Annotated in this window: 22 protein-coding genes; 9 read left to right on the top strand and 13 right to left on the bottom strand. The window is 67.9% G+C overall.

The window, feature by feature from the left end; genetic code table 11:
* Positions 1-16: 16 nt before the first annotated feature.
* Positions 17-931: a LysR family transcriptional regulator gene (locus AC5LXK_RS07310; protein WP_493390974.1), complete on the top strand. Its 915-nt coding sequence runs from the start codon at positions 17-19 to the stop codon at positions 929-931.
* Between the two features lie 130 nt (positions 932-1,061).
* Here the strand turns inward: AC5LXK_RS07310 and alaS are convergent, their stop codons facing one another.
* Positions 1,062-3,686, bottom strand: coding sequence for an alanine--tRNA ligase (gene alaS, locus AC5LXK_RS07305; protein WP_493390973.1), 2,625 nt, complete (start codon positions 3,684-3,686; stop codon positions 1,062-1,064).
* Positions 3,687-3,939: 253 nt separating this feature from the next.
* On the opposite strand from alaS, the gene AC5LXK_RS07300 reads away from it, so the two are divergent.
* Positions 3,940-5,160, top strand: coding sequence for a CaiB/BaiF CoA transferase family protein (locus AC5LXK_RS07300; protein ID WP_493391197.1), 1,221 nt, complete (start codon positions 3,940-3,942; stop codon positions 5,158-5,160).
* Positions 5,161-5,193: 33 nt separating this feature from the next.
* Here AC5LXK_RS07300 and AC5LXK_RS07295 read toward each other — a convergent pair whose 3' ends face one another.
* Entirely contained in the window at positions 5,194-5,742 is a 549-nt protein-coding gene (locus AC5LXK_RS07295) for an RBBP9/YdeN family alpha/beta hydrolase (protein WP_493390972.1), read from the bottom strand.
* A gap of 190 nt (positions 5,743-5,932) precedes the next feature.
* The gene (locus AC5LXK_RS07290; RefSeq protein ID WP_006497729.1) at positions 5,933-6,142 is read right to left on the bottom strand and encodes a YMGG-like glycine zipper-containing protein; all 210 of its coding nucleotides are present in this window, start codon (positions 6,140-6,142) and stop codon (positions 5,933-5,935) included.
* Positions 6,143-6,395: 253 nt separating this feature from the next.
* Here AC5LXK_RS07290 and AC5LXK_RS07285 point away from each other — a divergent pair, with 253 nt between their 5' ends.
* On the top strand, positions 6,396-8,105 hold the full coding sequence (locus tag AC5LXK_RS07285; RefSeq protein WP_493390971.1) for a glutamine--tRNA ligase/YqeY domain fusion protein: 1,710 nt from the start codon (positions 6,396-6,398) through the stop codon (positions 8,103-8,105).
* Between the two features lie 130 nt (positions 8,106-8,235).
* Here the strand turns inward: AC5LXK_RS07285 and AC5LXK_RS07280 are convergent, their stop codons facing one another.
* The 3 genes from AC5LXK_RS07280 to AC5LXK_RS07270 all read right to left on the bottom strand — a co-directional run bounded on the left by AC5LXK_RS07280 (position 8,236) and on the right by AC5LXK_RS07270 (position 10,592).
* Positions 8,236-8,706 (bottom strand): NUDIX hydrolase, encoded by a 471-nt coding sequence (locus tag AC5LXK_RS07280; RefSeq protein ID WP_493391196.1) that lies wholly within the window; start codon positions 8,704-8,706, stop codon positions 8,236-8,238.
* An 11-nt stretch (positions 8,707-8,717) separates the two neighbouring features.
* The gene (locus AC5LXK_RS07275) at positions 8,718-9,104 is read right to left on the bottom strand and encodes a hypothetical protein (protein WP_493390970.1); all 387 of its coding nucleotides are present in this window, start codon (positions 9,102-9,104) and stop codon (positions 8,718-8,720) included.
* Between the two features lie 111 nt (positions 9,105-9,215).
* Entirely contained in the window at positions 9,216-10,592 is a 1,377-nt protein-coding gene (locus AC5LXK_RS07270) for a cytochrome-c peroxidase (RefSeq protein WP_493390969.1), read from the bottom strand.
* A 225-nt stretch (positions 10,593-10,817) separates the two neighbouring features.
* On the opposite strand from AC5LXK_RS07270, the gene AC5LXK_RS07265 reads away from it, so the two are divergent.
* Positions 10,818-12,404, top strand: a complete 1,587-nt coding sequence (locus tag AC5LXK_RS07265) for an acid phosphatase (protein WP_493390968.1) — start codon at positions 10,818-10,820, stop codon at positions 12,402-12,404.
* 93 nt (positions 12,405-12,497) lie between these two features.
* Here AC5LXK_RS07265 and AC5LXK_RS07260 read toward each other — a convergent pair whose 3' ends face one another.
* From AC5LXK_RS07260 to AC5LXK_RS07235, 6 genes are read right to left on the bottom strand one after another with little or no spacing between them, the layout of a single operon-like run.
* On the bottom strand, positions 12,498-13,973 hold the full coding sequence (locus AC5LXK_RS07260; protein WP_493390967.1) for an alginate export family protein: 1,476 nt from the start codon (positions 13,971-13,973) through the stop codon (positions 12,498-12,500).
* A complete protein-coding gene (locus AC5LXK_RS07255) occupies positions 13,970-14,665 on the bottom strand; it encodes a YoaK family protein (protein WP_493390966.1) in 696 nt (231 codons plus the stop codon). Before AC5LXK_RS07255 ends, AC5LXK_RS07260 begins: the two co-directional genes overlap by 4 nt.
* Entirely contained in the window at positions 14,662-15,579 is a 918-nt protein-coding gene (locus tag AC5LXK_RS07250; protein ID WP_493390965.1) for a glyoxalase, read from the bottom strand. The genes AC5LXK_RS07255 and AC5LXK_RS07250 overlap by 4 nt, the downstream gene beginning before the upstream one ends.
* 26 nt (positions 15,580-15,605) lie before the next feature.
* Positions 15,606-16,067 carry a DoxX family protein gene (locus AC5LXK_RS07245; protein WP_493390964.1) on the bottom strand — a complete coding sequence of 154 codons (462 nt, stop codon included), beginning with the start codon at positions 16,065-16,067 and terminating at the stop codon, positions 15,606-15,608.
* Position 16,068: 1 nt separating this feature from the next.
* A complete protein-coding gene (locus AC5LXK_RS07240) occupies positions 16,069-17,961 on the bottom strand; it encodes an amidohydrolase (RefSeq protein ID WP_493390963.1) in 1,893 nt (630 codons plus the stop codon).
* 18 nt (positions 17,962-17,979) lie between these two features.
* A complete protein-coding gene (locus AC5LXK_RS07235; RefSeq protein ID WP_493390962.1) occupies positions 17,980-18,147 on the bottom strand; it encodes a DUF1427 family protein in 168 nt (55 codons plus the stop codon).
* Between the two features lie 98 nt (positions 18,148-18,245).
* Between AC5LXK_RS07235 and AC5LXK_RS07230 the strand changes: the two genes are divergently transcribed.
* Positions 18,246-19,169 carry a LysR family transcriptional regulator gene (locus tag AC5LXK_RS07230; RefSeq protein WP_493390961.1) on the top strand — a complete coding sequence of 308 codons (924 nt, stop codon included), beginning with the start codon at positions 18,246-18,248 and terminating at the stop codon, positions 19,167-19,169.
* A 70-nt stretch (positions 19,170-19,239) separates the two neighbouring features.
* Here the strand turns inward: AC5LXK_RS07230 and AC5LXK_RS07225 are convergent, their stop codons facing one another.
* Positions 19,240-19,926, bottom strand: coding sequence for a hydrolase (locus AC5LXK_RS07225; RefSeq protein ID WP_493390960.1), 687 nt, complete (start codon positions 19,924-19,926; stop codon positions 19,240-19,242).
* Between the two features lie 276 nt (positions 19,927-20,202).
* Here AC5LXK_RS07225 and AC5LXK_RS07220 point away from each other — a divergent pair, with 276 nt between their 5' ends.
* Genes AC5LXK_RS07220 through AC5LXK_RS07205 form a run of 4 tightly spaced genes read left to right on the top strand, consistent with a single transcriptional unit; the run spans position 20,203 to position 23,424 of the window.
* Positions 20,203-20,463, top strand: a complete 261-nt coding sequence (locus AC5LXK_RS07220) for a XapX domain-containing protein (RefSeq protein WP_493390959.1) — start codon at positions 20,203-20,205, stop codon at positions 20,461-20,463.
* 25 nt (positions 20,464-20,488) lie between these two features.
* A complete protein-coding gene (locus tag AC5LXK_RS07215; protein ID WP_493390958.1) occupies positions 20,489-22,069 on the top strand; it encodes a cation:proton antiporter in 1,581 nt (526 codons plus the stop codon).
* Between the two features lie 46 nt (positions 22,070-22,115).
* Positions 22,116-22,508 (top strand): OsmC family protein, encoded by a 393-nt coding sequence (locus tag AC5LXK_RS07210; protein WP_059234854.1) that lies wholly within the window; start codon positions 22,116-22,118, stop codon positions 22,506-22,508.
* A 31-nt stretch (positions 22,509-22,539) separates the two neighbouring features.
* A complete protein-coding gene (locus tag AC5LXK_RS07205) occupies positions 22,540-23,424 on the top strand; it encodes a pirin family protein (RefSeq protein ID WP_493390957.1) in 885 nt (294 codons plus the stop codon).
* The last annotated feature ends 46 nt before the right edge of the window (positions 23,425-23,470 follow it).

Raw genomic sequence — 23,470 nt, 5'->3', positions numbered from 1 at the left:
TCCCATGGAGAGAATCATGGATCTGGCGGCGCTGGCGATATTCCGGGCGGTCGTGCGAGAGAACGGCGTGACGCGCGCGGCGGCCAAGCTCAATCGCGTGCAGTCGAACGTCACGACGCGCATCAAGCAGCTCGAGGAGGAACTCGGTGCGGCGCTGTTCGTGCGCGACGGCCGCCGGCTCGTGCTGACGCCGGCCGGGCATACGCTGCTGCCGTATGCGGAGCGCCTGCTCGCGCTCGCCGACGAGGCCCGCGACGCGGTGCGCGAGGACACGCCGCGCGGCCGGCTGCGGCTCGGCACGATGGAGAGCACGGCCGCGAGCCGGCTGCCGACCATCCTCGCGCACTATCACCACGCGTGGCCCGACGTGTCGCTCGAACTGCTGACGGGCACGACGGGCTGGCTGATCGACCGGGTGCGCGACTTCGAGATCGACGCCGCGCTGTTCGCGCGCCCGCCCGAGCCGGATGCCCTGCCCGACACGTTCGAGACGGTGCCGATCTTCCGCGAGGATCTCGTGCTGTTGACGCCGCGCGGCCATCCGCCGGTGCGCACGCCGCGCGACGTGATCCTGCCGTCGCTGATCGCGTTCGAGCGCGGCTGCACGTATCGCAAATACGTCGAGCAGTGGTATGCGGCGCATGGCGTCAAGCCGGCGCGTGTGCTCGAACTCGGCTCGTATCACGCGATCGTCGCGTGCGTCGCGGCCGGCGCGGGCATCGCGGTCGCGCCGCGTTCGGTGCTCGATCTGCAGCCCCAGACCGGCAACATCGCCGCGCACACGATCCCCGAACTGGAAGGCATCGACACGCTGCTCGCGTGGCGGCAGGGCTATGCATCGGCGGCCCTCGCCGCGCTGCGCGATGCGCTCACGGAAGCCGCGCGGCAGCCTGGCGACGCGGCTAAACCGCCGGTGACCGTGCCGGCCTGACCGGTGTTCGCGCGCGGCCGCATCGATCGACGCGTACAAACGAAACGCCCCGACCGGCATCTGCCGATTCGGGGCGTTTTTCGATGCGTGCGATGCGCTCAGCGAGACGGCATCGCATCGGTCATGACGATCAGAGCCGCTCTTCGACCCAGCCCTTCACGCCGGCCAGCGCGCCCGGCAGGTTGGCCGGCTCGGTGCCGCCAGCCTGCGCCATGTCCGGACGGCCGCCGCCCTTGCCGCCGACCTGCTGCGCGACGAAGTTCACGAGCTCGCCGGCCTTGACCTTCTTGCTCGCGTCGGGCGTGACGCCCGCGATCAGGCTGACCTTGCCGCCTTCGACGGCCGCCAGCACGATCGCCGCACTCTTCAGCTTGTCCTTCAGCTTGTCGACCGTTTCGCGCAGCGTCTTCGCGTCGGCGCCGTCGAGCGTTGCGGCCAGCACGTACACGCCGCCGATTTCGACGGCCTGCTGCGCGAGCTCGTCGCCCTGGCTCGATGCGAGCTTCGACTTCAGCGCACCCAGCTCCTTCTCGAGCGACTTCACCTGGTCCTGCACCTGCGCGATGCGTTGCGTGAGTTCCGACGGCTGCGCCTTCAGCGCGGCGGCCGCTTCGTTCACGCATGCGTCGAGATCCTGCACGAAGCGCACCGCGTTGTCGCCGGTGATCGCCTCGACGCGGCGGATGCCGGCCGCGACGCCGCCTTCGACGACGATCTTGAAGAAGCCGATGTCGCCGGTGCGGTGCACGTGCGTGCCGCCGCAGAGTTCGCGCGAGAAGCCGAGGTCGAGCACGCGCACTTCATCGCCGTACTTCTCGCCGAACAGCGCCATCGCGCCGCCCTTCACCGCTTCGTCGTACGGCATCACGCGCACGATGCCCGGCGCGTTCGCGAGGATTTCGTTGTTGACGATCTGCTCGACGCGACGGATTTCGTCGTCGGTCATCGGCGCGTTGTGCGCGAAGTCGAAACGGGTCTTCTCCGCGTCGACCAGCGAACCCTTCTGCTGCACGTGCGCGCCGAGCACTTCGCGCAGCGCCTTGTGCATCAGGTGGGTGGCCGAGTGGTTGCGCTGCGTGCGGGCACGGCGATGCGCGTCGATTTCCGCGCGCAGCACGTCGCCGACCTTAAGCGTGCCCTGCTCGAGCGTGCCGTGGTGGCCGATCACGTCGGCCTGCACCTTCAGCGTGTCGGCCACCGCGAAGCGCGTCGCGGCGTTCGCGAGCACGCCCTGGTCGCCGACCTGGCCGCCCGATTCCGCGTAGAACGGCGTGTGATCGAGCACGACGACCGCATCCTGGCCGGCCTTCGCTTCGCTGACCGACGAGCCGTCGACGTACAGCGCGACGACCTTCGCGTCGTCGAACGCGATTTCCTCGTAGCCGTGGAAGGTGGTCTTCGCGCCCGTGTATTCGAGGCCTTGCGCCGCCTTGAACTTGCCGGCCGCGCGCGCCTGTTCGCGCTGGCGCGCCATCGCGTCGTCGAATGCCGGCTCGTCGACCGTCATCCCGCGCTCGCGGCACACGTCGGCCGTGAGGTCGAGCGGGAAGCCGTACGTATCGTGCAGCTTGAATGCGAGTTCGCCGTCGAGCACCTTGCCGCCCTTCGCCTCGACGTCGGCCAGCGCGGCTTCGAGGATCGACATCCCGTGCTCGATCGTCTCGAAGAAGCGCTCCTCTTCCTGGCGCAGCACGTCGGTCACGCGCCGTTCGGCTTCCTTCAGCTCCGGATACGCGCCCCCCATCTCGGCGACGAGGTCGGCCACCAGCTTGTGGAAGAACGAACCCTTGCGGCCGAGCTTGTAGCCGTGGCGGATCGCGCGGCGCACGATCCGGCGCAGCACGTAGCCGCGGCCTTCGTTGCCGGGGATCACGCCGTCGACGATCAGGAACGAGCAGGCGCGGATGTGATCGGCGATCACCTTCAGCGAGTTGTTCGTGAGGTCGCTGATCTCGGTCACGCGCGCGGCGGCCTTGATCAGGTTCTGGAACAGGTCGATCTCGTAGTTGCTGTGCACGTGCTGCAGCACCGCGGCGAGACGCTCGAGGCCCATGCCGGTGTCGACCGACTGCTTCGGCAGGCGCGTCATGTTGCCCTGCGCGTCGCGGTTGAACTGCATGAACACGAGGTTCCAGATCTCGATGTAGCGGTCGCCGTCTTCTTCAGGCGATCCCGGCGGGCCGCCCCACACGTCCGGGCCGTGGTCGTAGAAGATTTCGGTACACGGGCCGCACGGGCCGGTATCGCCCATCGTCCAGAAGTTGTCCGACGCGTAGCGCGCGCCCTTGTTGTCGCCGATGCGGATGATGCGCTCGGTCGGCACGCCGACTTCCTTCGCCCAGATGTCGTATGCCTCGTCGTCTTCCTGGTAGACGGTGACCCACAGCTTGTCCTTCGGCAGCTGGTAGACCGTGGTCAGCAGCTCCCACGCGAACTTGATCGCGTCGTGCTTGAAGTAGTCGCCGAACGAGAAGTTGCCGAGCATCTCGAAGAACGTGTGGTGGCGTGCCGTGTAGCCGACGTTCTCGAGGTCGTTGTGCTTGCCGCCCGCACGCACGCTGCGCTGCGCGGTCGTGGCGCGCGAATACGGGCGCGGGTCCGTGCCGAGGAAGACGTCCTTGAACTGGACCATGCCCGAGTTCGTGAACATCAGCGTCGGGTCGTTACCGGGCACGAGGCTCGACGAGCGGACGATCGTGTGGCCCTTCGATTCGAAGAATTTGAGGAATTTCTCGCGGATTTCGGCAGCTTTCATGGCGTGCGGGGACAGTCTGGCAAAGACGGCTTCAAACGCCGGCGCCCTTGGTGGGCGCGCGACGGCATGGATTCGGAAACGATCGATTATACGGGATCGGGGGCGGCTGCCGGGCAAAGCGCCGGCAAAGCGGCTCGGCCCTCCGGACGGCACGGCTGGGCCACCCGGATGGCCGATTCGCCTTAAGATGCTCGGCATGCCAATCGGCCTTGCCCGGCAAGGCAGGCCCGCCATGAAAGGAGACGAATCGACGATGGGTGCCCTGAGCCATATCCGCGTGCTGGACCTCACCCGCGTGCTCGCGGGCCCGTGGTGCGCGCAGACGCTTGCCGATTTCGGCGCGGACGTGATCAAGGTCGAGCGCCCGGGCGCCGGCGACGACACGCGCCACTGGGGGCCGCCGTACCTGAAGGACACGGACGGCGCGGATACCGCCGAAGCCGCGTACTACCTCGCGGCGAACCGCAACAAGCGCTCGGTGACGATCGACATCGCGACGCCCGAGGGCCAGCAGATCGTGCGCGAACTCGCCGCGCAAAGCGACGTCGTGCTCGAGAACTACAAGGTCGGCCAGCTGAAGAAATACGGGCTCGACTACGACTCGCTGCGCGCGGTGAAGCCCGACCTCGTTTACTGCTCGGTCACCGGTTTCGGCCAGACCGGCCCGTACGCGCACCGCGCGGGCTACGACTTCATCGTGCAGGGGATCGGCGGCTTCATGAGCATCACCGGCGAGCGCGACGGCGAGCCGGGCGGCGGCCCGCAGAAGGCCGGCGTCGCGATCGCCGACCTCGCGACCGGCCTCTATTCGACGATCGCCGTGCTCGCGGCGCTCGCGCACCGCGACCGCACGGGCGAAGGCCAGTACATCGACATGGCGCTGCTCGACGTGCAGGTCGCGCTGCTCGCGAACATGAACACCAACTTCCTCGCGAGCGGCAAGCCGCCGGTGCGCTGGGGCAATGCACATCCGAACATCGTGCCGTACCAGACGTTCCAGACGAGCGACGGCTGGATCATCGTCGCGGTCGGCAACGACGGGCAGTTCCGCAAGTTCGTCGAGGCCGGCGGCCGGCCCGAGCTGGCCGCCGACGAGCGCTTCACGACGAACCCGTCGCGCGTGCGCCACCGCGACACGCTGGTGCCGATCCTCGCGGAGATGGTGAAGGCGCGCGGCAAGGCCGACTGGATCGCCGCGCTCGAAGCGGCCGGCGTGCCGTGCGGGCCGATCAACGATCTCGACGAGGTGTTCGACAACGAGCAGGTGGTCGCGCGCGGCATGCAGGTATCGCTGCCGCACCCGTGCGGCGCGGACGTGAAGCTCGTGCGCAACCCGATCCGGATGAGCGCGACGCCGCCCGACGCACGCACGGCCCCGCCGCTGCTCGGCGAACAGACCGCCGACGTGCTGCGCGACATGCTCGGTTACGACGATGCGCGGATTGCGGCGCTGAAGGCGAAGCAGGCGATCTGAGGCGCCGGGCTCGCGCTGTGGCGGGCGCCCCGCCTACCGCGCGAGTGCGTCGAGCCAGCCGCGTGCGGCCGGCCAGTCGCCGAGCCCGCTGTCCGCGTTGATGTGACCGCGCGGGCCGATGTCGCGGAATTCACTGCCCCACGCGTGCGCGCAGCCGCGCGCGAACGCGACCGACCCGTACGGATCGTCGCTGCTCGCGACCACGCAGGTCGGAAACGGCAGCCGCTCGTGCGGCACCGGGCCGAAGCCATGGGCGTCGACGGGAAACGCCGGCCCGGCCGGATCGGGCAGCGCGACGAGCAACGCGCCGCGCACCTTCGCGAGCGCGGCCGGGCGCGCATAGCGCGTCGCCCACCATGCGGTGGTCAGCGTGCCGAGGCTGTGGCCGGCGATCAGCACCGGCCCGCGCGCGGCTTCGACCGCACGATCGAGCGCGAGACACCAGCCGTTGCGGAACGCACGGTCCCAGTCGGGCATCGCGACCCGCGAGAAGCGCGCATCGGCGCGCTCCCAGCGGCTCTGCCAGTGCAGCGGGCCCGAATTGGCATAGCCCGGCAGGACGAAAACGAGAGGGTCGCTCATGGAAGGGGGCGTCGACGAATGGAATCGTGAGGTGGCGTCGACGCAGTGTCGCACACCCGCCTCTCCCTGATGCTGCCTGTCGAAAACCGGGGGGATGTGCGTGGAATTCATGAAGGTCGTGACGCGTTCGATGCGGCGTCACGCCCGGCCGGCGTCAGGCACCCGCCACGCGGGCGCCGGCCGGCATCGATCAGCGTACGCCGGCGCCGACCAGGCCGCCTGCGGCCGCGCCGGCCACCGTGCCGACCGGGCCGCCCGTGATCAGGTAGCCGAGCGCGCCGCCTGCGGCCGCGCCGATACCGGCATTGCGTTGCGTATGTGTCATCGCGCAGGCGCCGAGTTGCGACAGGGCCGCGACGATCACCGCGGTACGAACGAGAAAAGTGGTCTTCTTCATCATGGTTGTTGGCTTCCTTCCGCCCGGAAAAAAATACGACTGGCGGCGTTGTATCGGTAAAGCCATCATAGGAAAACCCGAATGACGCGGGCAATCCGATTTACGTCGTGTTACAGCCGACACACAATCGATATATTGCGGTACGCATCGCGAACGCGCGGTGCCGGAGCCGCAAGCCGCGCGGGACGGACCCCGGTCAGGTAGAATTGCAGGATTAAACCGGCGCGACGCGCCGACACAACCTGACGCCATCCGCATGAGCACCGAACGCAACGACGCCCCCGCGGCTTCCAATTTCATCCGCAACATCATCGACGACGACAACCGCACCGGCAAATGGGGCGGCCGCGTCGAGACGCGCTTCCCGCCCGAGCCGAACGGCTATCTGCACATCGGCCACGCGAAGAGCATCTGCCTGAACTTCAGCGTCGCGCGCGACTACGGCGGCGTGTGTCACCTGCGCTTCGACGACACGAACCCGGAAAAGGAAAGCGTCGAATACGTCGACTCGATCGTCGACGCGGTGCGCTGGCTCGGCTTCGACTGGCGCAAGGACGCGGTCGACCATCAGTATTTCGCGAGCGACTACTACGACAAGCTGTACGAGTTCGCCGAGCTGCTGATCAAGCGCGGCCGTGCGTACGTCGACAGCCAGAGCGCCGACGACATGCGCGCGAACCGCGGCTCGCTGACCGAAGGCGGCAAGCCGTCGCCGTTCCGCGAGCGCACGCCGGAAGAAAACCTCGACCTGTTCCGCCGCATGAAGGCCGGCGAGTTCAAGGAAGGCGAGCACGTGCTGCGCGCGAAGATCGACATGGCTTCGCCGAACATGAACATGCGCGACCCGGTGATCTACCGGATCCGCTATGCGCACCACTACCGCACCGGCGACGCATGGTGCGTGTATCCGATGTACGACTACACGCATTGCATCTCGGATGCGCTCGAAGGCATCACGCATTCGCTGTGCACGCTCGAATTCGAGGATCACCGCCCGCTGTACGACTGGGTGCTGAACGAACTCGCGGAAGCCGGCATGTTCACGCGCCCGCTGCCGCAACAGATCGAATTCTCGCGCCTGAACCTCACGTACGCGATCACCAGCAAGCGCAAGCTGCTGCAGCTCGTCACCGAAGGCCACGTCGACGGCTGGGACGACCCGCGGATGCCGACGATCGTCGGCGTGCGCCGCCGCGGCTTCACGCCGGAGAGCATCCACCTGTTCTGCGAGCGGATCGGCGTGACGAAGATCGATTCGTGGATCGACATGAGCATCTTCGAAGGCGCGCTGCGCGACGACCTCGACGACAAGGCCGCACGTACCGTTGCCGTGCTCGATCCGCTGAAGCTCGTGATCGACAACTATCCGGAAGACCTCGAGGAAGCGTGCACGGCGCCCGTGCACCCGCACCACCCGGATCGCGGCGTGCGCACGTTCCCGATCTCGCGCGAGCTGTGGATCGAGCGCGAGGACTTCGTCGAGAACCCGCCGAAGGGCTATTTCCGCCTGTTCCCGGGCAACAAGGTGCGCCTGCGCTACGGCTACGTGATCGAGTGCACGGGCTTCGACAAGGACGCCGACGGCAACGTGACGGCCGTGCACTGCAACTACTTCCCGGACAGCAAGTCGGGCACCGAAGGCGCGAACACGTACAAGGTCAAGGGCAACATCCACTGGGTCAGCGCGAAGCATGCGCAGCCGGCCGAAGTGCGCATCTACGACCGCCTGTTCAAGGAGCCGCATCCGGACGCGGGCGGCGCGAACTTCCTCGAAGCGCTGAATCCCGATTCGAAGAAGATCGTGCAGGCGTACGTCGAACCGGGCAACAGCGACATCGCACCGGAAACGCGCCTGCAGTTCGAGCGCCACGGCTACTTCGTGGCCGACCGTGTCGATTCGAAGCCGGGCAAGCCGGTGTTCAACCGGATCGTCGGGCTGCGCGACAGCTGGGGCAAGCCGGCCTGACGGCTTGCGCCGCGCGCGGCGGCGGCTTCGAAGGCCGCTGTCGCGTGATCATGAAAAAACCGGCCCTCTGGCCGGTTTTTTTATTGCGCGTACCGAAGCGGAACGCAGCGGCGGAAACCGCCGCGCACGGTCACCCGCCCGACAAGCGCCGATGCAGGTCCGCCAGCGACAGCTTCGTGCGAAACAGCCGCGCGAGGCTGCGGCTCGCATACGCATCGATGTCGCCCGGCACGGTCCAGCGGTATGCATCCATCTCGGGAATCATCGAGCCGTCGCGACGGCTCGGGAACAGCGACGTACAGGTGCAGCGCGCGGGATCGACCTCGCCTTCCGCCACCCGCACCGCGAACAGGTGCAGGTCCTTGTCGTGCCGGTAAGCAAAGCGGCCCAGATCGAGCAGCCGGGCCGGCGCGAATGCGATGCCGGTTTCCTCGAGCAGCTCGCGCAGCGCGGCGTCGGCCGGCGTTTCGCCCGGCTCGCCCTGCCCCTTCGGGATGTCCCAGTGCGTGGTATCCGTCGCGTGCGCGAGAAACACGCGGCCGGCCCCATCGAGGATCACGACGCCGCACGATACCGTGCGCGGCGCGCCGCCCCGCTTCATCACCCGCGTGCTCAGCGCTTCTGCAGCTGCCACTTGCCCGCGGCCGTCTTGCAGTAGACAGGCTTGAGCGTCATCGTCTGGCCCTTCGCGGTGATGTCGGTGGTGATTTCGCGGCAGGTCTTGCCGTCTGTCTCGGTCGTGGCGGGCGTGAGCTTCGCGTCGATCTGCGTGCCGCGGCCGCTGCTCTGCCACGTCGTGACTTCGCCGTCCTTGCCTTCGTCGCGCACCTGCACGACCGCCTTGGAGAGCGACGCACGGTCGGTCTTGCTGAAATAGCTGATCGGCGTGTCGTTCAGGAAGTTCAGGTTGTTCTGCGCATGGGCAGGCAGCATCGCGGCTGCGCACGCGGCGCCGGCCAGCACGCGCGTGACGACGGAAAGGGATGCACGCATCGACATGTTGTTCTCCTTGGATGTTCGATCGAACGGCGCGGTGCATGCCGGCGAACCGGCACGCACACTGCGCCTGTCAGCGAGCGAGGATAGCATGCGTGCCGTCGGCACCGCCTTCTAGTGGCCGGCCGGTGCGGCCGTTTGCTGATATCCGTCAGTCAGCGTCCCCAGGAACGCGATCACGTCCTTGATCTCGGCCTCGTTCAGCGCCGGCTGCTCGCCGCGCTTGCGGTCGAACGGCGCTTCGCGGTTGATGTTCGGCCAGTAGTGCTTCGGCAAATCGTCATAGATCTGCACCTTGCCGTGCACGACCGGATAGAACTTCTCCGGATGGATGTCGCGCTCGACGTAAAAGCGCATCACGTCCTCGAGCGTGTGATACACGCCGTTGTGGAAGAAGGTCTTGCGCAGCGCGACGTTGCGCAGCGACGGCGTGCGGAACAGCCCGCAGAATTCGTCGCGGCCCTTCAGGTCGGTGCGCTCGGGGCCGCATGCGCCGAGATCGTAAAAGCGCGGGTCGCGATTGACCGGCAGCGCGCGGTTGCGCGGCACCGCGATCGCGATCAGCCCGAAATCGCTGAACTGCGGCGGCGTGCCGTCGAGCGCGCGCTGGCTGATGTGGCAGCTCGCGCAATTACCCTTCTTCTCGTCGTTGAACAGCTGCAACCCGCGCAGTTCGGCCGGCGTGAGCTGCGCATGGCCCGCGAGATACGCGTCGTATTTGCTCGTGTACGGCGAGAACAGTTCGGGCGTCTGTTCGAACGTTTCGAGCGCGCGCAGCACGGCCTTGAACGTGGCCGCGTCGTCGTCGAGCACCTTCACGCCGAATACCGAACGAAACTCGTCCGCATACGGCGCGGCCTTCACGGCCTGCGCCACCTTCGCGGGCGAGCTGTTCATCTCGAACGGCGACGTGAGCGGAATGCGCGCCTGCTCGGCGCCCGTGTCGACGCGGCCGTCCCACGTGAGGCCGCCCGTCGGACCGGCGTCGACGCTCTCGTCGCCTTCGTCGTCGGAATCGTGGAAGTGCTCGGTGAACTGCGGCACGCCCTGCAGGTACTTCAGCGACGGCACCGCGCGAAAACCCTGGCGCTTCATGTCGTCGCCGCCGAGCTGCACGGCCAGCGCATTGGGCGGTCCGAACGCATGATCGGGGCTGTGACACGACGCGCACGCCAGCTTGCCGGAACCTGACAGCGTAGGGTCAAAGAAAAGTTGCTTGCCGAGCGCCGTCATCCGGCGCACGCCTTCGTAAACTTGTGCCCGCGTCTGCGGCTGGTTCGTCGCGACTACGGCGCCGCTCGCGGCAACCGTTGCGGACGCAACCAGGTTCGCGGCGCCCGGGGCACTCGCCGCGCTTGCGGCCTGCGTATCCGTACCCGGCTGTCCGTCACAGCCGGCAAGGGTTACGAGCGTGGTGGCCAGCGCGAATGCGCCGGTCAGATGCAGCCACGAACGCGCGAACGCGCCGGCTGTCGGTTGGCGAGGCTTCATCGATTCGTCGGAAAGTGGGTTCATGAGCGGCCGGAGTTTATGTCAGCCGCATGACCGTTACATGACGACCAATCGACAGGTAAACGAAAGGACGCCTACACCTGCCTGTCAAATCGCGCCCTCAAAATGCGTGCTGCCGGACATGCCACGGTCACCCTCGCGAACCGGTGGGACACGCATGCGCCGGTTCCCCACGCGACGAGAGAGAGATAGAGAGTACAACGGATGAAAAACCACGCCTGGATTCGCTTTACGCCGATCGCCGTTGCCGCGGCCGCCGCCCTCACCGCCTGCGGCGGCGACGACGTGCAGCAGCAAGGCCTGTCGACGGTGAAGAACGTCGTCGTCATCTACGCGGAAAACCGCAGCTTCGACAACCTGTACGGCAACTTCCCGGGCGCGAACGGCCTGCAGAACGTGACCGCCGCCAGCGCACAGCAGAAGGACCGCAACGGCCAGCCGCTCGCGACGCTGCCGAAGGTCTGGGGCGGCCTGACCGCGAAGGGCGTCACGCCGGCCGTGACCGAGGCAATGACGGCTAACCTGCCGAACGCGCCGTTCGCGATCGACGACCCGAACGGTTTCAACACGTCGATGAGCGTGACGACGCGCGACCTGTATCACCGCTTCTACGAGAACCAGATGCAGATCAACGGCGGCAAGAACGACATGTTCGCCGCCTGGGCCGACTCGGGCGGCCTCGTGATGGGCCACTACACGCCCGACGCGACGAAGCTGCCGCTGTGGAAGATCGCGCAGCAGTTCACGCTGGCCGACAACTTCTTCATGGGCGCGTTCGGCGGCTCGTTCCTGAACCACCAGTACCTGATCTGCGCGTGCGCACCGTTCTACGCGAACGCGGACAAGAGCCCGGCCGCCGGTTCGATCTCGGCCGTCGCCGCCGACGGCAAGTCGCTGCAGCTCGCGAGCAACTCGCCGGCTTCCGCGCTCGACGGCATTCCGAAGTTCGTGAACTCGGGCAACCTGACGCCGGACTTCTACGCGATCAACACGATGCAGCCGCCGTACCAGCCGAGCGGCAACAAGGCCGCGTCGGGCGGCGATCCGAACCTCGCCGATCCGTCGGCCGCATCGACGCTGCCGCCGCAGACGCAACAGAACATCGGCGACCTGCTGACCGGCGCGGGCGTGTCGTGGGCATGGTACGGCGGTGCGTGGAACCAGGCGCTGCAGGCCGCGCAAAGCGGGACGGCGAACGTGATCTACGGCCCGAACATGACGGCGCCGAACTTCCAGCCGCACCACCAGCCGTTCAACTACTACGCGAATCAGGCACCGGGCAGCACGAGCCGCGCGCAGCACTTGCTCGACGGCGGCACCGACGGCAGCGAGTTCCTCAAGGCGATCGACGCGGGCACGCTGCCGCAAGTCTCGTTCTACAAGCCGCAGGGCAACCTGAACGAACACGCGGGCTACACGGACGTGTCGAGCGGCGACCAGCACATCGCGAACCTGATCGCGCACCTGCAGGCGAGCCCGCAGTGGAAGAACATGGTCGTGGTCGTCACGTACGACGAAAACGGCGGCTTCTGGGATCACGTGTCGCCGCCGAAGGGCGATCGCTGGGGCCCGGGCACGCGGATTCCGGCACTGATCGTGTCGCCGTTCTCGAAGAAGGGTTTCGTCGACCACACGCAGTACGACACCGCGTCGATCCTGCGCTTCATCACGCGCCGCTTCTCGCTGCCGCGCCTCACGGGCCTGCAGCAACGCGACGACGCACTGAAGGCGAACGGCGGGCAGCCGATGGGCGACCTGACGAACGCGCTCGCGCTGTCGCCGAACCTGTAACGGCATCGCGACGAACGGGCCGGCCGCGTTTGCCGGCTCGAACGAACGAAGGGCGGCCTCCCGGCCGCCCTTTTTCATGCAGGCGCGCGTTCGTTACCAGCCGTACTTCAGCTCGACGCCGACATAGTCGGCGTTGTGCCCGCCCGCCTGCCGGATCGCATCGCCGACCTGGAAATGCACCGCCTCGATCGCACCGATCAGGTTCGCGGCGATCGTCCAGTCCGCCCGCAGCTGCACGTACATTCCCGTCCACAACCCGCCCTTTCCCGCCGTACCCGGCACCACCGCGTTGCCCTGCTGGTAGACCGCGTCACCGGTCGTCTCGCGCCACTGGAAGCCGAGCGCGCCGAGCAGCGACAGGTTCGGCGACGGCTTCAGCGTGACGGACGGCTTCACGTGGATCAGGTTCGAATACCCGGTGTAGCCCGCGAGCGTGAAGTAATAGCCGTTCGGAAACAGCGGGTTGAAGGTTTCGACGCGGCCGTCGTTCGGGTGTCGGTCACCCGATGCCGCATCGACCTGAAGCGCGATACGCGGCGACCACGGCGCGTCGAGCCGGTAGCCGGCGATCGAACCCACCGCCCACGCGCGGATCGTGCTGCTGCCGACCGTGCCCGTCTGCAGCATCGTTTCGAGATCCCAGTCGAAGCGGCCCTGCGTGCCCGTATAGCGCAGGTCCCACACGTCGCGCCGCTCGGCGCCGCTCGCATCGAGAAAGCGCGCGTTGCTGCGGTTGTAGCGCGACCAGTAGCCCGACAGGTCGCCCGGCCCGACCGACTGCCGCTCGAAGCGCACGCCGCTGAACGTGAGGTCGCGGTTCGACACGTCGTCGAACGCGGACACGGTGCGGTTCTGCACGGGTTGCGTCGCGTACGCGATGAAGCGCCACTTCCGGTACTCGTAGTCGGCCCATACCGCATCGAACGCCTGCCGCACGTTCGGGCCGTCGCGCGCGGCGATGAAACGCTGCAGGTCGAACGCCATCTCCTGTCGGCCGACGCGGAACTTGAACGTGCCGCCGCCGAGTGCGCCCGTGTAGGTCGCGAACGCCTGTTCGAGATCGAGCGGATTCCTGTCGACGGGCGAGATCGTGTTCTTGCCGAACGCACGTGCATCCTGCAACTGCACGAAGAACTGCCAGTGCTGGCCGAGATGCGCATCGGCATGCACTTCGACGCGCTGGATCAGGTACGTATCCGATTGCGCGGAGCCGATCCCGAACAACGGCGCGTCGTTGGTCTCGAGGCGCTCGCGCAGGTTCACGCCGAGCGACAGATAGGATGCCGGATCCCGGCCGAGCGGCAGGTATTTCAACCCGTCGAACGGCGCGCGCGGCACGCACGGATTCGCGAGCACCGACCAGTCCTCCTGCCAGCGGTTGAACAGCACGGCCGGCCGCCTGGCCGTGCACGTCGATGCACTGCCCTCGGCGGCGGATGCCGGTGCAGCAGTCGCCGCCTGCGCAAACGCAGCGTCGGTGCCCGCAAGCAGCAACCCCGCGACGATCGATGCACGCGCCGTACGATCGAAGCGGCGACTGCCATGCGGTCCTGCCTGCTCCCGCGTCATGCATGCTCCTGCTTGACCGTGCCGGCCGCTTGCGACGCACCCAGCGCAAGCACGGCCAGCGCACCGACGGGGACGAGCAGCGCCAGGAACCCGACGGAGCGGAACCCGAGCGCACCGCACGCCGCGCCGAGCGCGAACGCGACGATTGCCGGCAGCATCTTCGCGAAGCGCGCACGTGCCGCGGCGCGCACGCTGTCGGCCGTGCCGGCGGACAGCAAGTCGACGACGTCGAGAATCGCCTGCGTGACGTTGCCGGTCATCACCGTGTTCGGCACACCGGCGCGCGGGATCACGCGCGGATGCGCGTTCTGCACGCCCATCGCGAACGTGCCGACGATGCCGGCCACGAGCGCCGGCAGGCTGTCGGGCTGCGTGACGGGCGTCGCCCACACGCCGGCCGCGCAAAAGCCGAGCAGCAGCACGGCCTGCACCGCATGCAGCGCCCGCGTGCCCTGCCACGCGGGCCGCGCTGACATCGACCGTGCGATCAGGCTGCTCGCGATCACGCCGCACACGAATGCGGGAAACACGCTGAGCTTCAGTACGACGCCCTGGCCGAAGCCCGCGATGCCCGCACCGATCAGCACGAAGTTGCCCGTCACGTGCGCGGTGAACAAGCCGAACAGCGCGACGAAGCTCAGCGTGTCGACGAAGCCGGCCACCGCGGCAAGGATCGTGTCCTCGTGCTTCATCGCGCCGCGCTCGCGTGAATCTCGGCGACGTAGCCGCCCGGGAACTGCACGAGCGCCGCGTCGCGGCCATCCGACGTGAATGCCGGCACGAGCACCGTCACGCCCGCGGCCTGCGCCTGCTTCAGCGTCGCGGCGAGATCGGGCACTTCGTAGCCGGTCATCTCGCGGCCGAACGGGTAAGGCAGATGGCCGTCGGTCGCGAGCACCGTCATCCTGCCGAAACCCGATTCGATGCGGATGCGGCGGTACGTGTCGTTCGGGCGGCCGATCTCGACACCCGGTGCACGGCGCACATCGGACACGACCTTGCCGTGCGAGAACGCGACGAAGTCGCGCACGAGCCGGTCGGCGCTTTCCGGCGACACGTACACGCGGTTCTCGGGCACCGTCTCCAGCGCGTCATAGTGCGGCGCGTCGGTGTGCCAGTACAGCTGCATGTTCACGCCGCCCGGCCAGCGGATGATCGCGTCGCGGCCGATCGGATCGGGGAACGTGTCGACGACCACGTCCGCGCCGTGCGCACGCGCCGATTTCATCGCGACGTCGAGATCGGTGACGAGATAACCGGTGCGCTCCGCGCAGAACGGATACGGAATCGGCGTCTTGAAGCCGAACACCGAGATCGTGCCGACCGGCGTGAGCACGAGCTGCGACATCGTCTGGCTCGGCGTGGGCGTGACCTGGAACACGCCCTGCTTCGACTTCTTGCCGCCGAACGTCGCGACGAAGCTGTCGGTGAAGCGGTCGAAGTCGTCGGGCGACACACATACATGCGTCGTGTCGTACTGCGGGCCGACCGCCACGGCCGGCGTCGCGACGGCCTTCGCGGCCGGCGTCTTCGCAAAGGCGACGGGTGCGACGGCGAGACCGCCCGCGACCATCGCGACGAGCAACACGGAACGAATCGTTTTCATGAAAGGCTTTCCTGGTGGGTTCATCGTCATCGGGTGTCGCGGCCGTCACCGGCCGCGTGCTGCGCATCGGCGAGCCGCGTCGCGAGCACGAGTGCCGCGATCAGCCCGAGATGCTCGAAAAAGCTGTTGAGCGCCATGAAATGTTCGGCGCCCGTACGGTTCCAGAAGTCGTTCGCCACCGCCATCGCGACCAGCGTCAGCATGCCGAGGCTGCCGGCGCCGAGCCACGTGAAGCGATTGAACGCCACGCACAGCGAGCCGGCGATCTCGACCGCGATCGCGAGCGCCGCCCACAGCGCGGCCGGCTGCAAGCCGAAATGCGCCTGCTCCGCGACGGCGCCGTCGAAATCCAGCGCCTTCGCGACGCCGCCGATCAGGTACGCGGACACCAGCGCCAGGCGTACCAGCGGCAGGACCCACGGACGAGCCAGCAGCGCGCGGACCCATGCCGGGTTGTCAAAGCCGCCGGAGCGGATCGGGGCCGCCATGTCAGACCGCCCAGCACGAACAGCCGAACGCGCCCCAGAAGCCCTTCGCATCCGACGTCGGCAACGCGCGGCCCCACGCGCCCGCATGCGCATGCCCGTGCACGTTGCACGCGCTCGAACAGCCGCACGCGGCGGCCGCCGCTGCCGTGCGCTGCAGCGGTGCGCCGTTGCGCTGCGTCGCCCCCCAGCCGCCATAGCCGCCGTACTCGCGCACCGGCGACCAGTCGGGCATCGCGGGCGGGATCGGCGCATCGTGCGACGCGAACGGCCCCGCGCCCCACACGATCTTGCCGCCGACCACCGTCAGCAGCGCGGACGTGTCCACGATATCGTCCTCCGCACACGTGAAGAAATCGCGATCCGGGACCATCAGGTCGGCGAGCTGCCCGACCGCGATGCGCCCTTTCTTCCCTTCCTCGTTCGAGAACCACGTCACGTACTCGGTCCACATGCGCAGCGCGGTCTCGCGATCGAGCAGGTTGCGCTGCGGATACATCCGCAGGCCGCCGACCGTCTTGCCCGTCACGAGCCACGCGAGCGACACCCACGGGTTGTACGACGCGACGCGCGTCGCGTCGGTGCCGGCCGACACCTTGAGCCCCTTGTCGAGCATCTTCGCCACCGGCGGCGTCGCTTCGGCCGCCTGCGCACCGTAACGCTCGACGAAGTATTCGCCCTGGTACGCCATCCGGTGCTGCACCGCGATGCCGCCGCCGAGCGCGGCGATCCGGTCCATCGATTTTTCGGAGACCGTCTCCGCATGATCGAAGAACCAGTTCAGCCCGTCGAGCGGAACGTCGCGGTTCACCTTCTCGAACACGTCGAGCGCGCGGCTGATCGTTTCGTCATACGTTGCGTGCATGCGCCACGGCCAGCGGTTCTGCGCGAGCACGCGCACGACGCCTTCGAGATCGTCTTCCATCTGCGCGGGCAGATCCGGCCGCGCGACGCGGAAATCCTCGAAATCGGCGGCGGAGAACACCAGCATCTCGCCCGCGCCGTTGTGGCGGAAATAGTCGGTGCCGTCGTGATACTTCACGCTCTTCGTCCAGTTCACGAAGTCTTCCTTCTCCGCATCCGGCTTCTGCGTGAACAGGTTGTAGGCGATCCGCACCGTCATCTCGCCCGCATCGTGCAGCTTGCGGATCACTTCGTAATCGTCGGGATAATTCTGCGAGCCGCCGCCCGCATCGATCACGCCCGTCACGCCGAGCCGGTTCAGCTCGCGCATGAAGTGGCGCGTCGAGTTGTACTGGTAGTCGAACGGCAGCTTCGGCCCTTTGGCGAGCGTCGCATAGAGGATCGTCGCGTTCGGGTTCGCGAGCAGCAGCCCGGTCGGGTTGCCTGCGTCGTCGCGCAGGATCGTGCCGCCCGGCGGCTCGGGCGTGTCCTTCGTGTAGCCGACCACCCGCAGCGCGGCCGCGTTCAGCAGCGCGCGGTCGTACAGGTGCAGGATGAACACTGGCGTATCGGGCGCCGCGGCGTTGAGTTCGTCGATCGTCGGCAGGCGCTTCTCGGCGAACTGGTGTTCGGTGAAGCCGCCGACCACGCGCACCCACTGCGGCGCGGGCGTGATCGCGACCTGGCGCTTCAGCATCTCCATCGCGACCGCGAGCGAACGCACGCCGTCCCAGCGCAGTTCGAGGTTGTAGTTCAGGCCGCCGCGAATCACGTGCGTATGGTTGTCGATCAGGCCCGGCAGCACGGTGCGGCCGTCGAGATCGACGACCCGCGTCGCGCGGCCCGCGAGCGGCACGATGTCCGCATTGCCGCCGACCGCGACGAAGCGGCCGTCCTTGATCGCCACCGCCGTGGCGACGGGGTTCGCACGATCGAGCGTCGTGATGCGCCCGTTGTGCAGGATGAGATCGGGTTGAATATCGGTTGCGCTCATGAAGTGTCCTCGATGCGGTCAGAAGCCGAGCCAGTGACGAACCGGCGCGATCGCCCGTGCGCCGACCAGCATGCCGGCGAGGCCGACCAGCGCGATCAGCGGCGGTGCGGGCGAGCGCACCTTGATCACGCTGTACACGACGCCGATCAGCACGCCGGCGCCCAACGAAAGTAGATAAGATTCCATAACGATTTTTCTCCCGGCCGGATTAGAATCACCTGCATCGCGTGCCCGCCTTCGCGGCGCATCGCATCCGTATCGCTTCCCTGCCCTTCATGCCGACCATGCAACACCTTCCTGATCTCGAAGCCTGGGCCATCTTTGCGCGCGTCGCGGAGACCGGCTCGTTCGCGAAAGCCGCCGATCTGCTCGGCGTGTCGCAGCCGACCGTGTCGAAAGCGATCGCCCGCCTCGAAAAGCGCCTCGGCGCGATGCTGCTGTACCGCACGTCGCGCAAGCTGTCGCTCACGCCGACCGGCGAGCTGCTGCGCGACCGCGCGATCCGCCTGCTCGCCGACGCGGAGCTGATCGAGAACGAAGCATCCGCGCAGGCGCTCGAACCGCACGGCCTCGTGCGCGTGAACGCGCCGATGTCGTTCGGGCTGCGCCACCTGTCGCCGGTGCTGCCCGTCTTTCTCGAACGCTATCCGCGCGTCGACATCGACCTCGTGCTCACCGATCACATCGTCGACATCGTGTCGGGCGGCTTCGACGTCGCGATCCGCATCGCCGAGCTGAGCGATTCGTCGCTGCGCTCGCGCAAGCTGTGCGCGGTCCGCCGGCCGCTCGTCGCGGCGCCGTCCTACCTCGACCGGCGCGGCCGCCCCGCGCATCCGGGCGACATCGAACAGCACGTGTGCCTCACCTACACGAACCTGCCGACACCCGAGCACTGGCGCTTCCGCCATCCGGCGTCGGGCGACGAAGTCGGCGTGTCCGTACACGGACGCATCCGCACCAACAACGCGGACGTGATCCTTCCCGCACTCGTCGCCGGTCACGGCCTTGCCCTGCAGCCCGAGTTCCTCGTATGGGAAGCGATGCAGCGCGGCGAGCTCGAGGAAGTGATGAGCGACTGGAAGATCGCGGACATCAACGTGAACCTCGTCACGCCGCCCGGCATGCTGCGCGCCGCGCGCGTGACGGTGCTGCTCGACTTCCTCGCGGAACACTTCGCCCACGCGCCGTGGGCGCTGCCCGTCGCCTGAATGCACGACGGCCGATGGCCGGGAACAGGCGATCGCCGCATCCGTCGCGACGATCGCGGCCGGCGATGCGTTACTTCGCCGGCACGGCCGCGAGCGATTCGTGCGGCGTCGCGGTGCGCTGCGCGGCCTTGTGGACCATCGTGTATGCGTAGTCGACCCCCATCCCGTACGCACCCGAGTGCTCGCGCACGAGCGACATCACCGCGTCGTACGTCTCGCGGCGCGCCCAGTCGCGCTGCCACTCGAGCACGACCTGCTGCCACGTGACGGGCACCGCACCGGCCTGCACCATCCGCTGCATCGCGAAATCGTGCGCATCCTTCGACGTGCCGCCCGATGCGTCGGCCACCATGTAGATCTCGTAGCCGCCTTCGAGCATCGCGCACAGCGCGAACGTCGTATTGCAGACTTCGGTCCACAGGCCCGAGACGATTACCTTCTTGCGGCCGTTCGCGGCGAGCGCGTCGCGCACCTTCTGGTCGTCCCACGAATTCATCGACGTGCGTTCGAGCAACGGCTGGTTCGGGAACACGTCGAGCAGCTCGGGGAACGTATGGCCGGAGAAGCTCTCGGTCTCGACCGTCGTGATCGTGGTCGGCACGTTGAACGCCTTCGCGGCCTTCGCGAGCCCGACGACGTTGTTCTTCAGCGTCTGGCGATCGATCGACTGCACGCCGAACGCCATTTGCGGTTGCTGGTCGATGAAGATCAGCTGGCTGTTCTGCGGCGTCAGTACTTCAAGTTTCGGATTGCTCATGGCGCTAGGTGTCCTGTGAACGAAAAAAGGGGGGCCTGCCTCGACCGTGAAAACGGGAGGAGCCTGGGGTGGGTCGGCGCCGGACCGTCATCCGGCTCGAAATATTTAAGCCGCAAACGCGCGGCGCGAACATCCAAGAAACGGAATCGATGTCATTCCGGAATCGATGCCCGATCGGGCCCGCCCGCCCTTTTTTTCTTCACGCAAACCCGATACGCTTTCACGACCCTGACGACGCGCACCGCGCCGCTCGTCGCCCATCACGGAACACCCACCATGAAACCGTATGTCCTGTCGCTGTTCGCCGGCATCCTCGCCGGCGTCATCTACGGCGCAATCGGCGTGAACTCGCCGGCGCCGCCGATCATTGCGCTCACCGGTCTGCTCGGCATGCTGGCCGGCGAACAGATCCTGCCCGTCGTGCGCCGGATGCTGGCGGGCCACCGGTTGAACACCGCCTGGCGCGACGCGCAGTGCAGCCAGCACATGTTCGGCGCGCTGCCGGGCGGCACCGCGAACGAACGCAAGCCTTCGTGACGCCATCGATCGCCGCCGGCCGCGCATGACCAACGTCGAACTGTTCCATTACCTGCTGCTCCTGATCTGCGGCGCGGGCGCACTCACGTGGCTCGCCGAGCGGATCTCGATTCCGCCGGCCGTCGTGCTGCTGCTCGGCGGCTGCGTGGTCGCCGTCGCCGGCAAGCGCGTGCCCGACATGGATCCGGCGCTGCTGCTCGCGGCCGTGTTGCCGCCGCTGCTGATGTCGAGCGGCTTCTACACCGCATGGAAGGAGTTCCGGCAGGAGCTGGCGTCGATCGCGTCGCTGGCGCTCGGCGCGGTGGTGTTCACGACCGTTGCGGTCGCGCTCGCCGTGCATGCCGCGAATCCCGCGCTGCCGTGGGCCGCGTGCTTCACGCTCGGCGCGATCGTGTCGCCGCCCGACGCGGTCGCCGCGAAGGCGATCCTGCAGCGCCACCCGCTGCCCGCGCGGCTCGTCGCGGTGCTCGAAGGCGAAAGCCTCATCAACGATGCGTCCGGCCTGCTGCTGTACCAGATGGCCGTATCGGCCGCGCTCGCCGCGTCGATCACGGCCGCGAGCGCCACCGGCCTGTTCTTTTCGCTCACGCTGATCGGCATCGCGGTCGGCCTCGCCTGCGGCCATGCGATGAGCTGGGTGCTGCCGCGCCTGCGCGACCCGATGCTCGGCATCGTCGTGACCTTCGCGATGGCATGGGGCAGCTACGGGATCGCGGAAGCCGTCGACGGCTCGGGCGTGCTGTCGGTCGTGACCTGCGGCCTCGTGCTCGGCGTGCGCCAGCATCGCGTGTTCGACGCCGACATGCGGATCAAGGCGAAGGCGACATGGGAAGCGATCGTGTTCGTGCTCGACGCGCTCGTGTTCATCCTGATCGGGCTCGCACTGCATGCGATCCTCGCGCGGGTGAACCATGAAGGCGCGGTGCTGATGGCCGGCCTGCGCGTCGCGTTGCCGGCGACGGCCGCCGCGATCGGTGCGCGCGTGGTGTGGGTGTTCGTCGCGATGTGGCTGCCGGGCCGCCTGCGTGCACCGCGCGCGGGCCACACGCCGTGGTCGTGGCGCGAAGCGGTCGTGCTCGGCTGGTCGGGCATGCGCGGCGTCGTGAGCCTCGCGGCCGCGATCGCCTTGCCGGCCGGTTTCCCCGGCCGCGACCTGATCCTGTTCAGCACGTTCCTGCTGATCATCGCGACGCTCGTCGTGCAGGGCGGCACGCTCGCGCCGCTGATCCGCGTGCTGAAGCTGCGCCCGGCCACGCGCCACACGATGTCCGAACACGCGGTGCGCGCACACACGTTCGGCGCGGCGCTCGCCGAGCTCGACGCACGCGAGCAACGCGGGTCGGACCTCGAACGCCCGTCGCTCGACCGCCTGCTCGCCGAATACCGCAACCGCGTCAGTTTCAACGAAAACGCGCACCGGCAAGGCGCCGAACCGGCCGGCGTGCGGGCCCGCATGCTGCGCGTCGAACTCGATCTTGTCGGTGTCTCGCGCCGCGCGCTGCTCGACCTGCATCGCGACGGCAAGGTCGACGACGCGGTGCTGCACCGCATAGAATCGGAACTCGATTTCGAGGAACTGCGGCTGCAGCGCCTGCTCGAACCGTAACGCCCGGCCCCGCCGCCGGCCCGCCCCTTCCCCACCTGGAACTGCAATGAGCGAACTGTCCGTCGAAGCGAGCATCGGCTCGGTCGATTATCTCGTCCACTTCAGCGATGGCGTCCACCAGTGGCGCGCCGACGAACCGGCGTCGCTCGGCGGCGGCGATGCCGCGCCGACGCCCGTCGCGCTGCTGCTGTCGAGCCTCGGTGCGTGTACCGCGATCACGCTGAAGATGTACGCTCAACGAAAAGGCTGGCCGCTCGCCGAAGTGCACGTGAAGCTCGCGCACGAATCCGGCAGCGCGGGCAGCACGATCGTGCGCCGCATCACGCTCGACGGCGACCTGACCGACGAGCAGCGCGAACGCCTGCTGCAGATCGCGAACGCATGCCCGGTGCACAAGATCCTCACGCACCCGATCACGATCGACACGGCGATCGCCTGACGCGTTGCGCATCGACCACGAGATTCCCATCATGTCCGCCCCGATCAGGACCCTGCTCACGCCGCGCGAAAGCGACATCGGCAACCTCGTCGTACGTCGCGTGCTGCCTGCGCGCGCCGCCCGCCTCGTCGGCCCGTTCATCTTCTTCGACGAAATGGGCCCGGCCGTGCTGCCGGCCGGCAGCGGCATCGACGTGCTGCCGCATCCGCACATCGGGCTCGCGACCGTCACCTACCTGTTCGACGGCTCGCTGATGCATCACGACAGCCTCGGTTTCCGGCAGAAGATCGTGCCGGGCGACGTGAACTGGATGACGGCCGGCCGCGGCATCGTGCATTCGGAGCGCTCGCCCGACGAGGATCGGCCGCGCGAGCAGCCGGTGCATGGAATCCAGACCTGGGTTGCGCTGCCGGTCGAGCATGAAGACGCCGCACCGGCGTTCGTTCACCATGCGGCCGACACGCTGCCGTCGTTCACCCGCGACGGCGCGAGCGTGCGCGTGATCGCGGGCACCGCGTTCGGGCTCGAGTCGCCGGTCGCCGTGTTTTCGCCGACGCTCTACGCGGTGGCGGAATTCGCGTCGAACGGCCGGCTGGCGCTCGATGCGGAGCATGAGGAACGCGGCGTGTATCTCGTCGACGGCGACCTGAGCATCGACGGCGTGCCGCTCGCCCCCGCGACGATGGCCGTGCTCGAACCGGGCGCGACCGTGGCGCTCGCGAGCGCGAACGGCGCACGCGCGATGCTGCTCGGCGGCGCACACCTGCCGGGCGAGCGTTTCATCGAATGGAATTTCGTGTCGAGCGATCGCGCGAAGATCGACGCGGCGCGTGCCGCGTGGGCCGACCAGACCTTCGGCAAGGTGCCCGGCGAAGAAGACGCCTGGACGCGTCAGCCGGAACGCAAGGCGCAGTAAGCGGGTTCGCCCGCCCCATCGGAAACGGCCGGCGCTCACGCCGGCC

This window comes from Burkholderia pulmonis, assembly GCF_984667975.1.
The sequence above is the reverse complement of the archived record's forward strand: the minus strand, read 5'-3'. Positions and strand labels throughout refer to the sequence as shown.

Coding starts and splice junctions, on each gene's coding strand:
- AC5LXK_RS07270 (WP_493390969.1), bottom strand. CDS start 10,592: ATGAAGCCTCGCCAACCGACAGCCGGCGCGTTCGCGCGTTCGTGGCTG.
- AC5LXK_RS07275 (WP_493390970.1), bottom strand. CDS start 9,104: ATGTCGATGCGTGCATCCCTTTCCGTCGTCACGCGCGTGCTGGCCGGC.
- AC5LXK_RS07280 (WP_493391196.1), bottom strand. CDS start 8,706: ATGAAGCGGGGCGGCGCGCCGCGCACGGTATCGTGCGGCGTCGTGATC.
- AC5LXK_RS07245 (WP_493390964.1), bottom strand. CDS start 16,067: ATGGCGGCCCCGATCCGCTCCGGCGGCTTTGACAACCCGGCATGGGTC.
- AC5LXK_RS07215 (WP_493390958.1), top strand. CDS start 20,489: ATGACCAACGTCGAACTGTTCCATTACCTGCTGCTCCTGATCTGCGGC.
- AC5LXK_RS07205 (WP_493390957.1), top strand. CDS start 22,540: ATGTCCGCCCCGATCAGGACCCTGCTCACGCCGCGCGAAAGCGACATC.
- AC5LXK_RS07210 (WP_059234854.1), top strand. CDS start 22,116: ATGAGCGAACTGTCCGTCGAAGCGAGCATCGGCTCGGTCGATTATCTC.
- AC5LXK_RS07240 (WP_493390963.1), bottom strand. CDS start 17,961: ATGAGCGCAACCGATATTCAACCCGATCTCATCCTGCACAACGGGCGC.
- AC5LXK_RS07230 (WP_493390961.1), top strand. CDS start 18,246: ATGCAACACCTTCCTGATCTCGAAGCCTGGGCCATCTTTGCGCGCGTC.
- AC5LXK_RS07220 (WP_493390959.1), top strand. CDS start 20,203: ATGAAACCGTATGTCCTGTCGCTGTTCGCCGGCATCCTCGCCGGCGTC.
- AC5LXK_RS07255 (WP_493390966.1), bottom strand. CDS start 14,665: ATGAAGCACGAGGACACGATCCTTGCCGCGGTGGCCGGCTTCGTCGAC.
- AC5LXK_RS07250 (WP_493390965.1), bottom strand. CDS start 15,579: ATGAAAACGATTCGTTCCGTGTTGCTCGTCGCGATGGTCGCGGGCGGT.
- AC5LXK_RS07235 (WP_493390962.1), bottom strand. CDS start 18,147: ATGGAATCTTATCTACTTTCGTTGGGCGCCGGCGTGCTGATCGGCGTC.
- AC5LXK_RS07225 (WP_493390960.1), bottom strand. CDS start 19,926: ATGAGCAATCCGAAACTTGAAGTACTGACGCCGCAGAACAGCCAGCTG.
- alaS (WP_493390973.1), bottom strand. CDS start 3,686: ATGAAAGCTGCCGAAATCCGCGAGAAATTCCTCAAATTCTTCGAATCG.
- AC5LXK_RS07260 (WP_493390967.1), bottom strand. CDS start 13,973: ATGACGCGGGAGCAGGCAGGACCGCATGGCAGTCGCCGCTTCGATCGT.
- AC5LXK_RS07300 (WP_493391197.1), top strand. CDS start 3,940: ATGGGTGCCCTGAGCCATATCCGCGTGCTGGACCTCACCCGCGTGCTC.
- AC5LXK_RS07285 (WP_493390971.1), top strand. CDS start 6,396: ATGAGCACCGAACGCAACGACGCCCCCGCGGCTTCCAATTTCATCCGC.
- AC5LXK_RS07290 (WP_006497729.1), bottom strand. CDS start 6,142: ATGATGAAGAAGACCACTTTTCTCGTTCGTACCGCGGTGATCGTCGCG.
- AC5LXK_RS07295 (WP_493390972.1), bottom strand. CDS start 5,742: ATGAGCGACCCTCTCGTTTTCGTCCTGCCGGGCTATGCCAATTCGGGC.
- AC5LXK_RS07310 (WP_493390974.1), top strand. CDS start 17: ATGGATCTGGCGGCGCTGGCGATATTCCGGGCGGTCGTGCGAGAGAAC.
- AC5LXK_RS07265 (WP_493390968.1), top strand. CDS start 10,818: ATGAAAAACCACGCCTGGATTCGCTTTACGCCGATCGCCGTTGCCGCG.